This window comes from Cellulosimicrobium cellulans, assembly GCF_001722485.1.
GTDB lineage: Bacteria > Actinomycetota > Actinomycetes > Actinomycetales > Cellulomonadaceae > Cellulosimicrobium > Cellulosimicrobium cellulans_A.
In genome coordinates, this window is the sequence record NZ_LWGL01000096.1 from 1 (window position 1) to 12,772 (window position 12,772).

General features: G+C 74.9%; 11 protein-coding genes, 1 tRNA gene and 1 riboswitch. Of the genes, 4 read left to right on the top strand and 8 right to left on the bottom strand.

Annotated elements, in window-relative coordinates:
• Window positions 1-339: 339 nt before the first annotated feature.
• A complete protein-coding gene (locus JZ5iCDA_RS11285) occupies window positions 340-1,131 on the bottom strand; it encodes a TenA family protein (protein ID WP_083259919.1) in 792 nt (263 codons plus the stop codon).
• Window positions 1,122-1,253: riboswitch (TPP riboswitch) on the bottom strand. It overlaps the preceding gene by 10 nt.
• 97 nt (window positions 1,254-1,350) lie before the next feature.
• Here JZ5iCDA_RS11285 and JZ5iCDA_RS11290 point away from each other — a divergent pair.
• The gene (locus tag JZ5iCDA_RS11290; RefSeq protein WP_069387267.1) at window positions 1,351-1,746 is read left to right on the top strand and encodes a VOC family protein; all 396 of its coding nucleotides are present in this window, start codon (window positions 1,351-1,353) and stop codon (window positions 1,744-1,746) included.
• Between the two features lie 173 nt (window positions 1,747-1,919).
• On the opposite strand, the gene JZ5iCDA_RS11295 is transcribed toward JZ5iCDA_RS11290, so the two are convergent.
• Window positions 1,920-2,522, bottom strand: a complete 603-nt coding sequence (locus JZ5iCDA_RS11295) for a helix-turn-helix domain-containing protein (protein WP_069387268.1) — start codon at window positions 2,520-2,522, stop codon at window positions 1,920-1,922.
• 159 nt (window positions 2,523-2,681) lie between these two features.
• On the opposite strand from JZ5iCDA_RS11295, the gene JZ5iCDA_RS11300 reads away from it, so the two are divergent.
• Window positions 2,682-3,302 carry an SAM-dependent methyltransferase gene (locus JZ5iCDA_RS11300; protein WP_069387269.1) on the top strand — a complete coding sequence of 207 codons (621 nt, stop codon included), beginning with the start codon at window positions 2,682-2,684 and terminating at the stop codon, window positions 3,300-3,302.
• Window positions 3,299-4,426, top strand: coding sequence for an alkene reductase (locus tag JZ5iCDA_RS11305; protein ID WP_069387270.1), 1,128 nt, complete (start codon window positions 3,299-3,301; stop codon window positions 4,424-4,426). The genes JZ5iCDA_RS11300 and JZ5iCDA_RS11305 overlap by 4 nt, the downstream gene beginning before the upstream one ends.
• Window positions 4,427-4,450: 24 nt before the next feature.
• On the opposite strand, the gene JZ5iCDA_RS11310 is transcribed toward JZ5iCDA_RS11305, so the two are convergent.
• From JZ5iCDA_RS11310 to JZ5iCDA_RS11320, 3 genes are all read right to left on the bottom strand, one after another.
• Window positions 4,451-4,524: transfer RNA gene (locus JZ5iCDA_RS11310), tRNA-Leu, on the bottom strand.
• 139 nt (window positions 4,525-4,663) lie between these two features.
• Window positions 4,664-6,235, bottom strand: coding sequence for an NAD(P)/FAD-dependent oxidoreductase (locus tag JZ5iCDA_RS11315; RefSeq protein WP_083259920.1), 1,572 nt, complete (start codon window positions 6,233-6,235; stop codon window positions 4,664-4,666).
• Window positions 6,236-6,334: 99 nt separating this feature from the next.
• Entirely contained in the window at window positions 6,335-7,351 is a 1,017-nt protein-coding gene (locus JZ5iCDA_RS11320) for a Ppx/GppA phosphatase family protein (protein ID WP_083259921.1), read from the bottom strand.
• A 136-nt stretch (window positions 7,352-7,487) separates the two neighbouring features.
• Between JZ5iCDA_RS11320 and JZ5iCDA_RS11325 the strand changes: the two genes are divergently transcribed.
• Complete coding sequence (locus JZ5iCDA_RS11325) at window positions 7,488-9,674, top strand: SpoIIE family protein phosphatase (protein ID WP_083259922.1); 2,187 nt, start codon at window positions 7,488-7,490, stop codon at window positions 9,672-9,674.
• A 22-nt stretch (window positions 9,675-9,696) separates the two neighbouring features.
• Here JZ5iCDA_RS11325 and JZ5iCDA_RS11330 read toward each other — a convergent pair whose 3' ends face one another.
• The 3 genes from JZ5iCDA_RS11330 to eno all read right to left on the bottom strand — a co-directional run bounded on the left by JZ5iCDA_RS11330 (window position 9,697) and on the right by eno (window position 12,380).
• Complete coding sequence (locus tag JZ5iCDA_RS11330; RefSeq protein ID WP_069387271.1) at window positions 9,697-10,224, bottom strand: DUF501 domain-containing protein; 528 nt, start codon at window positions 10,222-10,224, stop codon at window positions 9,697-9,699.
• Between the two features lie 55 nt (window positions 10,225-10,279).
• A complete protein-coding gene (locus tag JZ5iCDA_RS11335; protein WP_253182056.1) occupies window positions 10,280-10,870 on the bottom strand; it encodes an FtsB family cell division protein in 591 nt (196 codons plus the stop codon).
• A 229-nt stretch (window positions 10,871-11,099) separates the two neighbouring features.
• The gene (gene eno / locus JZ5iCDA_RS11340; RefSeq protein WP_069387272.1) at window positions 11,100-12,380 is read right to left on the bottom strand and encodes a phosphopyruvate hydratase; all 1,281 of its coding nucleotides are present in this window, start codon (window positions 12,378-12,380) and stop codon (window positions 11,100-11,102) included.
• Between the last annotated feature and the right edge of the window lie 392 nt (window positions 12,381-12,772).

A 12,772-nucleotide genomic window follows, 5' to 3' on the forward strand; every position in this document is an offset into this window, starting at 1 on the left:
GGCTGGCGCGGCAGATCGCGTCGGTCGAACGGACGATCACCACGATGGAAGGAGGTGGCGAGCTCATGGCGGACGACATGTTCGACGGGTTCGACCACACGCAGTACAAGGACGAGGTCGTCGAGCGCGCGCACGACGCAGGATGCCGCCGATCACGTGGCGCAGCAGCGGTTCGGGCCGCTCGCGCGTCGTCGTGGTCCGTCGCTCGCCCATCGCCGCTCCCGTCGCGCGTCGCCCGTCGACACGTGTGCGCCACGCTACTCCCGCCCCGGGCCGCACGGACCGGGGCGGGAGCGGCGATCTGCTGACGGCGTAACGCGGCCTGCCGGCCGCGCCGCGTCACCAGGTCTCGAGCGTGTGCGCCATCTGCCAGAAGCGGATCTCGTGGCGGCAGCTCAGCTCGAACGCGCGCTCCATGCGAGCCCGCTCCGCCTCGCCCGCGTCCGCGGCCAGCGCGTCGAGACGCTCGCGCTGGTCCGAGAGCACCGTCCCGGTGGCGTCGTCCGCGTAGAACTCCCACCACCCGGCCAGGGGGTGGTCCGTGCCGATCGCGCCGGTCGCGCCGGGCGTCGTCGTGCGCTCCGCGAGCCAGAACCGGCGCGCCGACCAGATGTACGTCCACGGGCACGGCAGGAGCGCGGCGAGCAGGACGCCGAGGGAGTCGCGGCCCGCGGCGAGCATGTGGTCGACGTACGCCTGGGCGCTCGGGGCGAGCCGCGTCGTCTGCGCCTCGGCGTAGGAGACGCCGAGGAAGTCGCACATCGCGTGGTGCGCGTGCGACTCGTCGTCCAGGAGGAAGCCTGCCTTGTCGTGGAACCACGCCGCCCACGCGCGGTCGGGCGCGAGCGTCATGCCGAGGCCGTAGCAGCGCAGGTACGCGGTGAGGTACTGGTGGTCCTGGCCCACGTAGTGCCGGACCGCCGCGGGCGCGACGGACCCGTCGCGCAGGCCCGCCAGGAACGGGTGGTCGTAGAACTCGTCGAACAGGTGCGCGTACCGGCGGCCGAGCTCGGCGCTGAAGCCGGTCTCGTCGTCCGCGACGAGGACGCGCGGGTCCTCCGGCGGCTCCGGTCGGGTCCCCGCAGGGTCCGTCCGTGCAGGGTTCAGGGTGATGGCAGCAGGCGTCGTCATGCCCACGTTCCTCCGCTCGTGCTAGCGAGATCAGGTTCGACGGGTCCGGGCGGCCTCACCGCTCGTCTCAGTCCCTCGACCCGGTGACGTGCGCACCGGGCGGGACGCCCCGCGTGGTTCGGCGGCACCCTAGCAGGACGGCGCGCGCGACGGGCAGCCGGCGGGCACCATGGGACGGACGGCGCCGCCGCCGGCGGCGCGGACCTGCGAGGAGGCGCGATGTTCCGCAGCGTGTTCCCCATCCTCACGGTCGCCGACGTCGAGCGTTCTCTCGGCTTCTACCGCGACCTGCTCCGCGGGACCGTGGAGTACGCCTTCCCCGACGACGGACCGCCCGTCTACGTGAGCGTGCTCGTCGGCTCCTCGCCGCTCGGCATCGGGCTCGACGACGGCACCTCGCCGGTCGGCGGCACCACCCTGTGGGTCTACGTCGACGACTGCGACCGTGCCGTCGACCACCTCGCCGCCGCCGGGGTCACCGTGGTCGAGCCCCCGACGGACCAGCCGTGGGGCGAGCGCGTCGCGCGCGTGCAGGACCCGGACGGCAACGTCGTGGTGCTCGGGCAGGAGGCCGCGGCCCCTGCCGAGCCGCAGGGACCGACGGGGCTGTCCTGAGCGGTGCGGGAGCGGGCGGTGGAGCTCGTGGACGACGGCACCGCCGAGGTCGTCACCGCCGGCACGCGCACGCTGCACGGGAGGTCTCGCTCGACGGCGACGGCCCGTCCGCGACGCGGACCTGGCGCGCGGCGCTCGAGGAGGCGTACGCGTACGTCGCGGGACCCTGAGGCTCAGGCGTCCTCGTGGACGTGGATCCGCTCGCCGTGGGCGCTGAACAGCGTGAGGATCTCGGCGGGCCTCTCCGAGGCGCTCGCGATGCCGTGCGGTCGCCGGGTGTCGAACTCCGCCGCCTCGCCGTCGTGCAGCACGGTGACGTCGCCGCCGACGGACAGCGCCACGGGTCCCGTGAGGACGTAGAGCCACTCGTAGCCGGCGTGGGCCTTCTGCGCGATCGGCGTCGACACGTCGCGCCCGGGCAGGACCAGCTTGAACGCCTGGACGGGGGCGCCGGCGCCGGTGAGCGGGATGTAGACCATGCCGTGCCGGCGCACCGGTCGGACGTGCACCCGGGGGTCGCCCGTGGGCGGGGCGCCGACGAGGTCGTCGAGCGGGACCCGGTAGACACGCGCGAGCGGGACGAGCAGGTCGAGGCTCGGGCGCCGGTGGCCGGACTCGAGGCGCGACAGCGTGCTCGCCGAGGTCCCCGTGAGCCGGGCGACGTCGGACAGCGTCATCCGGCGTCGGTGGCGGACGTCGCGCAGCCGTGGCCCGACGGTGTCGAGCACCTGCTCGACGTCACGTCCGGGAGATCGCCCTGCTGTCGCGGTGTGCACAGGTCGTCACCCTAGGGGCGCCGTCGGGCGGGTCCAAGAGCTCGGGCGGGCCGTTTGCAGGACCCGCAACGGCGCTTGCGTCACGGCACGGCCGGTACCGACCCTGGCGGACGACCGGGCGGAACGCGCCGCCCACGCACGCGAGGACGGACCCAGCGCATGACCACGTACGACGCGGACTTCTGGGAGGGGCACTACCGGACGCTCGACCCGACCTGGGGGACGACCCCCAACGCGGCGACCGTCGCCACCGTCCCCCGGCTCTTCGCCGGGCCAGGGGAGGCGCTCGAGCTCGGCGCGGGTCACGGCGGGGACGCGCTCTGGCTCGCCGGCCAGGGCTGGAGGGTGACCGCGCTCGACGTCGCGGCGACCGCCGTCGACCGCATCGCGGCCCGCGCCGCGGAGCAGGGCCTGGCGCACCAGGTCCGCGCGGTCCGCTCCGACGCCGCGAGGGACCCGCTGCCGCGCGGGCCCGTCGACCTGGTCCTCGCCGTCTTCTTCTCCGCACCGGAGCGCGAGGGCGTCCTGCGACGCGCGGCCGCGTCCGTCCGGCCCGGCGGCGCCCTGCTCCTCGTCGACCACGGCTCGAGCGCCCCCTGGTCCTGGAGCAGCTCCCCGCACGACCACCCGGCGCCGGCCGAGCTCGTGCACGCGCTGGACCTCGGGCCGGCCTGGGTCCCCGAGCTGCTCGACACCCCCAGGAGACTGGCCACCGGTCCGGGCGGCCGGCGCGCCGAGGTCGTCGACACCGTCGTCGCGATGCGCCGGCGGGCGGCATGACGACGTCCCCACCGACGTCCCCGCCGACGCCGACGCTGTGGCAGCCGCTCCGCCTCGGCGCCGCGGCGCTGCGGAACCGTCTCGTCCTGTCCCCCATGACGCGCCGGCGCGCCGCCGACGACGGGTCGCCCACCGCCCTCATGGCCGAGTACTACGCCCAGCGGTCCGCGTTCGGGCTGGTCGTCACCGAGGGCGTCTACCCCAGCCCGGAAGGGCGCGCCTACGCGAACCAGCCCGGGCTCGCCGACGACGCCCACGCACGGGGCTGGTCGGCGGTGACCGCGGCCGTGCACGCGCACGGGACGCCGGTCTTCGCCCAGCTCATGCACGCCGGACGCGTCACGAGCCCCTCCGTCACGGGCGTCGACCGGGTGCTCTCAGCCTCGGCCGTCGCGTACGAGAGCCACGGTCACCCGGCGCCGCACGTCACGGCGGCCACGTCCGCCGACGTCGAGCAGCTCGTCCTGTCCCACGTCGAGGCAGCGCTCCGCGCGCGCCGCGCGGGGTTCGACGGCGTCGAGCTCCACGCCGCCAACGGCTACCTCCTGCAGCAGTTCCTCGCCCCGTCGACGAACCACCGCACCGACGGGTACGGCGGCTCCCCGCAACGCCGGGCGCGGTTCGTCACCGAGGTCGTCGAGGCGGTCGCCGACGCGGTCGGCGCGGACCGCGTCGGCCTCCGCATCTCGCCCGGGGCGAACGTCCAGGGTGCCCTCGAGACCGACGAGCGCGACGTGTCGGCCACGTACACGGCCCTGCTGACGAACCTGCGGCACCGGTCGCTCGCGTACGTCAGCGTGATCCACCCGTCGGCCGACGGGGCCCTCGCGCGGTCGCTGCGGCGCGCCGCGGGCACGCGCACGATCGCGAACACCGGGTTCGCGCGGGTCACCGACCGGCGCGCGGCCGCCCGTCTCGTCGAGCGCGGCCACGCCGACGCCGTCGCGGTCGGACGTCCCGCGATCGCCAACCCCGACCTCGTCCGGCGCTGGCGGGACGACCGCCCGGAGGCGACGCCGGACCCGGCGACGTTCTACGGGGGCGGCGCCCGCGGGTACACCGACTACCCGGCGGACGGCGCACCCGACGCGGCACGGGCGGCGGACCCGGTGCCCGCCCGGTGAACGACGCGACCGGCCGGCAGGGAGTGCCCCCACCGGGACTCGAACCCGGAACACGCCGGGTTTAAGCCGGCTGCCTCTGCCAGTTGGGCCATGGGGGCCGGCCACGACCCTATCCCCCGGCATGTCCCGCACCGGAACGCGAGGAGGCGCCGCGCCACCGCCCGGACGCGACGAGGGGCGAGCCGATCGCTCGGCTCGCCCCTCGTCGTCCGGTGCGTGCGGGAGGTCCCGCGCGGCTCAGGAGGCCTTGCTGGCCGGGGTGCGCTCGTCCGCGTCGATGGTCGGCTCGGCCGCACCGGACTGCGCGGCGGCCGCGGAGCCCTGCGCGGTCTGCTTCACCGGGCCGCCGTCCTTCTTCGGCGGCACGGACGCGGCGCGGAACTCGGCGCGCGGGTCGTGCAGCGAGCCCAGCGAGACGAGCTCGCGGCCCATGAGGAACTGGCCCATCCAGCCGACGAAGATGCGGACCTTGCGGTTCCCGGTCGGCATCGCCATGACGTGGTAGCCGCGGTGCATGAGCCACGCGAGCGTGCCGCGCAGCTTGAACACGCCGAACAGCTCCGCGACGCCCTTGTACAGGCCGAGGGACGCGACGGTGCCGACGTTCTTGTGGCGGTACTCGACGGGCGCCTCGCCGTGCAGCTCGAGCGCGATGTTGTCGGCCAGGCGCGTGGCCTCGCGGATCGCGTGCTGCGCGTTCGGCGGGCAGAACTTGCCCGGGTTGAGCACGTCCGGGACGGCGGCGCAGTCGCCGGCGGCCCACGCGTTCGGCACGAGGTTGCCGTCGGCGTCCTCGACCTGGAGCGTCGGGCGCACGGTCACGCGGCCCATCTTGTCGACCGGCAGGTCCGACGCCTCCTTGAGGACCGGGTTCGCCTTGACGCCCGCGGTCCACACGATCGTCTCGGAGTCGAACTCGACACCCGTCGACGTGACGACGTGCCCGTTCTCGCACGAGGACAGGAACGTGTTGAGGTGGAACTCGATCCCGCGCTTCTTCAGCTCCTCGAGGGCCCACTCGGCCATCGGCTCGCTGAGCTCCGGCAGGATGCGGCCGGCGCCCTCGATCATGACGAAGCGGAGGTCCTTCTCCTCGATCGTCGCGTAGTTGCGCGTCGCGTGGCGGGCCATGTCCTCGATCTCGGCGAGCGCCTCGACACCGGCGAACCCACCGCCGATGAACGTGAACGTCAGCATGCGGCGGCGCAGCTCGGCGTCCCACGTGGACGACGCGACGTCCATGCGGTTGATCACGTGGTTGCGGACGGCGATGGCCTCCTCCACGTTCTTGAAGCCGATCGCGTTCTCCGCCAGACCCGGGATCGGGAGCGTGCGCGAGACGGAGCCCAGGCCGACGATGAGGTGGTCGTAGGTGACCGAGTAGTCGTCGCCCTCCTCCGGGCGGATCGTCACGGTCCGGTCGCCGTGGTCGATGCCGACGACCTTGCCCTGCAGCACGTCGATGCCCTTGAGCGCGCGGCGGTGCGGCGCGACGACGTCGCGGGCGTCGATCGAGCCCGCGGCGGCCTCGGGGAGGAACGGCGCGTACGTCATGTACGGGCGCGGGTCGACCACGACGATCGCGGCCTCGCGGCGGCCAAGCTTCTTGCGCAGGCGGCGGGCCGCGTACAGGCCGACGGAGCCGCCGCCCAGCACCACGACGCGCGGCACCTTGCGCGGCCGCGGCGAGGCGGCCTGCGGGGCGACCGCCGTCGCGGTGGTGGGCGACGAGGCCACCTGCGTCGCGGCCGACGTCACCTCCGGTGCGTCCTGGGCACGGTCGACCGAGGTCAGGTCATTCTGAGGCATGGTCCCAGAGTATTACCGCTCGGGCCCTTGGCACGTCGGGGCGTCCGTCAGCCGGGCGTGATCCCGCGCACGCCCGGCCCGACGGGCGGCGACCGCGGGTCAGGCGATCGACCACGCGATGCCGTCGAGGATGTCGTGCTCGCTGGTCACGACCTCGGTGAGCGACCCGCCGGCCGCCGCGACGTCGTCGCGCACCCGCCGGACGACCTCCGACCACACGAGCGCGCCCGCGCCGATGACGTCGACCCGACCCGGGTGCATGAAGCCGAGCGCGGCGCGCTCGTCACGGGTGCGGTGCAGCAGGTCGTCGCACGCGGCGAGGACGTCGTCGACGGGCAGGACCGCGCCGTCGATGCGCTCGCGGTCGTAGGCGGCGAGCCGCAGCGCGTGCGCCGTGACGGTGGTCACCGAGCCGGCGAGCCCGACGAGCGTCGCGGCCCGGCCGAGCGGCACGACGCGGGCCGCCTCGTCGAGCGCCGCCCGCACGTCGGCGCGGGCGGCGGCCTCCTCCTCCGCGGTGGGCGGGTCGCCGTGCAGGTGCCGCTCGGTCATGCGCACGCAGCCGACGTCCGTCGAGTACGCGGCGTCCGGCGTCGTCGTGCCGTGCACGAGCTCGGTCGAGCCGCCGCCGAGGTCCACCACGACGTACGGCCCGGGACGGACCGCGGCCACGGTCGACGTCGCGCCGCGGAACGACAGCTCCGCCTCCTCCTCGCCCGAGACGACCTCCGGCTCGACCCCGAGCGCGTCGAGCACCCCGCGCACGAACTCGTCGCGGTTCTGCGCGTCGCGGGTGGCCGACGTCGCGACGAAGCGCGTCCGCGTCGCACCGAGCTCCTCGATCACGCGCGCGTACCGGCGTGCCGCGTCGAGCGTCCGCTCGAGCGCCTCGGGCGCGAGCCGCCCCGTCCGGTCGACGCCCTGGCCGAGCCGGACGACCTCCATGCGGCGGTCGAGGTCGACGAGCGTCCCGGCGACCGGGTCGACGTCGGCGACGAGCAGGCGGATCGAGTTCGTGCCGCAGTCGACGGCCGCGACGCGCGAGACCCCGGGCGTCGGGTCGGCGGGACGGTCGGCGGTGTGCGCGGCGGGCGGCGCGGTGGGACCGGATGTCATGCGACCAGGGTGCCACCCCGGCGCACCGCACGCGGCGCGCCGACACGTCCGCGGGGCGCGCGTGCGCGCCGGACCCTCGGGACAGGGGATGATGTGCGCGAGAGATCCACACGTGCTCGGCGGAGGAGACACGCACATGCACCATCCGGCGGGCAGCGGCGAGACGCCGGGGTCCGGGGCGCCCGGACGTCCCGGCCGCGCGGTCGCGACGCGCGAAGCGGCCGTGCCGGACGTCGACGCGACGCGCGCCGAGCGGCTGGAGCTGCTCGACGCCGCCGCGCAGGCGGCAGGGCTCGGCACGTTCCAGTGGGACCTGTCGACCGGCGCCCTGCACTGGGACGCGGCGCTGCTCGAGGTGTTCGGCTACGACGAGCGGTCCTTCGGCGGCACGATCGGCGCGTTCAACGCGCGGCTGCACCCGGACGACCTCGAGCTCGTCACCGAGGCGCTCGACACCGCGATCGCCACGTGCGGCGTCTACGAGGCGGAGTTCCGCGTGCTGCGGCCCGACGGCACCGTCCGCTGGCTCACCGCACGGGGCCGGGCGCTGGGCGGTCCCGACGGCGTCGCGGAGCAGCTGGTCGGCGTCGCGACCGACACGACGGCCCTGCGCGCCGGCGAGGAGCGCGTCCGGCAGATCCTCGAGGACATGACCGTCGGGTACTTCTGGCTCGACCCCGAGTGGCGCTTCGGGTACGTCAACCCCGAGGCGGAGCGCATCCTGCAGAGCACGCGCGAGCGCCTCGTCGGTGGCGTCGTGTGGGAGCTGTTCCCGGCGAGCGTCGGGACGGTGTTCGAGGACAGCTACCGCGGGGTCGCGCGGACGGGCGAGCCCGTCGTCTTCGACGCCTACTACCCCGCGCCGCTCGACGCCTGGTACGAGGTGCGGGCCGTGCCGGAGCGCGGTGGCGTCGCGGCCTACTTCACGGACGTGACGGAGCGGCGCCGCGCGCTCGAGCTCGCCCAGGAGGCGCAGGAGCGCTCGCAGCTGCTCGCGTCGGTCGCCGCGGAGCTCGCCGAGATCCTCGACCCCGTCGGGGCGCTCGAAGCCGTGCTCCCCTACCTCGTGCCGGCCGTCGCCGACTTCGCCATCGCGAGCGTCCTCGACGAGGGCTCGGGCGGGTGGCAGCAGCGCCTGCGCGACGTCGCGGCGCTGCACGCCGACCCGGCCCGCCAGCCGGCGCTCGACGCGTACGCCGCCGCGCGCGTGCCGGCCCTCACCCCCACGTCGCTCGTCGCGGAGACGCTCGCGGGAGCGCCCCAGGCCCTGCGCACGGGCGCCCCGCGCCCGGGTGACCTCGTCGAGGAGGGGCCCGCGCACGACCTCCTCGTCAGCCTCGAGCCGCACGCCATCGTCGTGCTCCCGCTGCGCGGCCGCGGCCACACCCGCGGCCTCCTCACCCTCGTGCGGGGCGAGGCGCGGGGACGGTTCACCGACGCGGACCTCGCGTCGCTGCGCGACGTCATGGCGCAGATCGGGCTCGCGCTCGACAACGCGCACCTGCACGCGGCGCAGCGCACCCTCGCCGAGGAGCTGCAGCGCAGCCTCCTCACCGCGCTGCCCGAGCCCGACCACCTGCACCTCGTCGCGCGGTACGTCCCCGCAGCCACGGGGACGCAGATCGGCGGCGACTGGTACGACGCCTTCCTCGTGCGCGACGGCAGCACGTGCCTCGTCATCGGCGACGTCACGGGTCACGACCTGCGGGCCGCGGTGTCCATGGCGCAGGTGCGCAACGTGCTGCGCGGCGGCGCGCACGCCGTCGTCCGCTCGCCCGCCGCGATCTTCGAGTCGCTCGACTGGGCCATGCACGACCTCGGGGTCGGTGCCATCAGCACGGGCGTCCTCGCGAAGGTCGAGCAGCCCGCGGAGCTGGCCGAGCGGGGCGAGCGCCTGCTGCGCTGGTCCAGCGCGGGCCACCTGCCGCCGCTCCTGCTGCACCCCGACGGCCGTGCCGAGCTCCTGCACCGCTCGACGAACCTCCCGCTCGGGCTGAGAGCGCGCGAGGACCGCGAGGACCACACCGAGATCGTCCCCCCGGGCTCGACCGTCGTGCTCTACACCGACGGCCTCGTCGAACGCCGTGGGGAGTCGCTGCACGTGGGCCTCGAACGCCTGCGCACCACGGCCGAGCGCCTCGCCGGGCTCCCCCTCGAGGACCTGTGCGACCGGCTCATCGCCGACCTCGCGGCGGGCGCCGAGGACGACGTCGCGCTCCTCGCCGCGCGCGCGCACCCCGACGACCGGCCGCGTCCCGCGGAGGCCGGGCCCGAGGTGCTGCCCGACGACCTGGTCGAGGAGGCGCGCCGGGACGTCGGCTGAGACGCCGGCGCGCCGCGCCGGGTCAGCAGGTGCAGCGGTCGGGGCGCCACACGTCGCGCACGCGCTCGAGCGCCTCGTCGCCGAGCGGGTTCACGCCCGGCCCCGCGGCGAGCGCGTGCCCGACGAGCACGTGCAGGCACTTGACGCGCGTGGGCATGCCGCCGGCGGAGATGCCGTCGATCTCGTCGACGTGGCCGAGCGCCTCGCGCTGCGCGAGGTAGTGCTCGTGCGCCGCCCGGTAGGCGGCGGCGAGCTCCGCGTCCTCGGCGAGGCGCTCGGTCATCTCCTTCATCACGCCGTTCGCCTCGAGCGTCGACGCGGCGGCGACGGCGCCCGGGTGGGTGAGGTAGAACGTCGTCGGGAAGGGCGTGCCGTCGTCCAGGCGGGGCGCCGTCCGCACGACGAGCGGGCGGCCGCAGGCGCACCGGGCCGCGATGCCCACGACGCCGCGCGGCGTCCGGCCGAGCTGCTCGACGAGCACCTCGAGGTCGTGCGCGGAGACGTCCGCCGCGGGGTCGTCGGCGGGGATGGCCAGTCTGGCGTCGCTCACAGCAGGTCCTCGGGATGGCTCGTGCAGGGATCAGGGGTGCGGCGCGACGGCCGCGTCACCCATTGTCCCCGCTCGTGGCACCGGTCGTGCCCTCGGGCACCGGCTGCCGTCCCGCGACCTGCACCGACTCCCACACGGCCTGGTACCAGGGCGCGCCGCTGTCCGCGCCACCCTCGACCGGACCGTCCGAGATCGCCTGCCCCGTGCGGGGGTCGACGTCGTCGACGACCGTCTCGGGGTCGAGCACGCGCCAGGGCCGCTCTCCCGGCATGACGAAGTTGAGCCGGTCGCGGGCCTGGCGCTCGACGTAGGCGCGGTCGTCCCACCGCTCGAGCTCCGCCTGGAGCTCGTCGCGCTCGCTCTGCGCGTCGGACAGCTCGGTCCGCAGCGCGCGCAGCTCGTTCGTCTGGTTCACGTACGCGCGGACGGTCGGCAGCACGAGGACCGCGGCGAGGAGCACGACGACGGACAGCACGAGCGTGCGGACCGTCACCACCTCGGGGAGCAGGAAGCCGTAGCGGCTCCGGCGCCGGTCCTCCGGCGCCGGTCCCTGGGGCCGCCGCGGCGCAGGCGCCGACGGCGTGCGCGAGCCGCGTCCGGGACGGGCGGACGAGCCCGGGCTCGGGGGACGGCGCGAGGACGGCATGGCCCGATTGTGCCGCCCGGCGGCCTCACGACCGGGGAGCACGCGCGGGGACGTGGCCCGGGCAGGCCGATCGACACGACATCTTCACCGTCCGCGCGGCACCGGCGCTGAGGTGTCGAGCTCCTGGGAGACGCCGGAGGCCCGGCGGACCGTGACGGTCCGCCGGGCCTCGGCGTGCGGGCCGCGCGCTCGCGATCAGGCCTGGTCAGGCCCGATCAGGCGATGGCGGTCAGGCCGACCAGCGCGGGAACGCGCCGCGACCGGCGTAGCGGGCCGCGTCGTCCAGCGCCTCCTCGATGCGCAGGAGCTGGTTGTACTTGTTGATGCGCTCGCCGCGGGCGGGGGCACCGGTCTTGATCTGGCCGGCGTTCGTCGCGACGGACAGGTCGGCGATCGTCGTGTCCTCGGTCTCGCCGGAGCGGTGCGACACCATCGCGGTGAAGCCGTTGCGCTGCGCGAGCTCGACCGCGTCGAGCGTCTCCGTGAGCGAGCCGATCTGGTTGAGCTTGACCAGGAGCGAGTTCGCCGCCTTGAGCTCGATGCCCTTGGCGAGACGCTCCGGGTTGGTGACGAACAGGTCGTCGCCGACGATCTGGACCTTGTCGCCCACCGCGGAGACGAGCTGCGACCAGCTGTCCCACTCGTCCTCGGACAGCGGGTCCTCGATGGACACGAGCGGGTAGTCGCGCACGAGCTGCTCGTAGTACGCGATCATCTCGTCCGGCGTCTTCGCGCCGCCCTCGAACTGGTACGCGCCGTCCTTGAAGAACTCGGTCGAGGCGACGTCGAGCGCGAGCGTGACGTCGGTGCCGGGCGCGAAGCCCGCCTTCTCGATCGCGACGAGGATGAGGTCGAGCGCCTCGCGGTTGCTCGACAGGTTGGGCGCGAAGCCGCCCTCGTCGCCGAGGCCGGTCGCGAGGCCCTTCTCCTTGAGCACCGACTTGAGCGAGTGGTAGACCTCCGCGCCGGTGCGCAGCGCCTCGCGGAACGAGGAGGCACCGATCGGGGCGACCATGAACTCCTGGATGTCGACGTTGGAGTCCGCGTGCGACCCGCCGTTGAGGATGTTCATCATCGGCACGGGCAGCACGTGCGCGTTCGGGCCGCCGACGTAGCGGTACAGGTCGAGCCCGGCCGACTTGGCGGCCGCCTTCGCCACGGCGAGCGAGACGCCGAGGATCGCGTTCGCGCCCAGCTTGCCCTTGTTCGGCGTGCCGTCGAGGTCGATGAGGGCGGCGTCGATGAGGCGCTGGTCCTCCGCCTCGAAGCCGATGAGCTCCGGGGCGATGTCGTCGATGACGGCGTTGACCGCGCCCTCGACGCCCTTGCCCAGGTAGCGGGACTTGTCGCCGTCACGGCGCTCGACGGCCTCGAACGCACCCGTCGACGCGCCCGACGGCACGGCGGCGCGGGCGAACGTCCCGTCGTCCAGGACGACCTCGACCTCCACGGTCGGGTTTCCACGGGAGTCGAGGATCTCGCGCGCTCCAACGGCTTCGATGCTGGCCACAGGTGCTCCTTCAGGCAGGGCTCGCAGGCGCAGCGTCGTCGGCCGACCGGGCACGGGAACCCGGGCGCCGCGTGCGCGCCCGCGACGGTGGTGGGTTTACGGCCCCAGCCTAGTGCCCGGATGTGACCTGCGCCGCTGCGTCCGTCCCTCGGGCGCGCCGCGGTGACGTCCGCGGACGACGCCGGGACGAAGGTCCCGCGCGGCCGGTCAAGCCTCCTGCGCGGCGCGCTCGGCCTCGACGATGCCCGCCTCGACGCGGCGCAGCTCCGCGCGCAGCGCCGCCTCGGCGTCGACGCCCGCGACCACAGAGGAAGCCATGGCTCCAGGGTAGTCGGGGCCCACGAGCACCCCGTGTCGCCGATGTCACATCGTCTGCGGGGAAGACGGTTGAA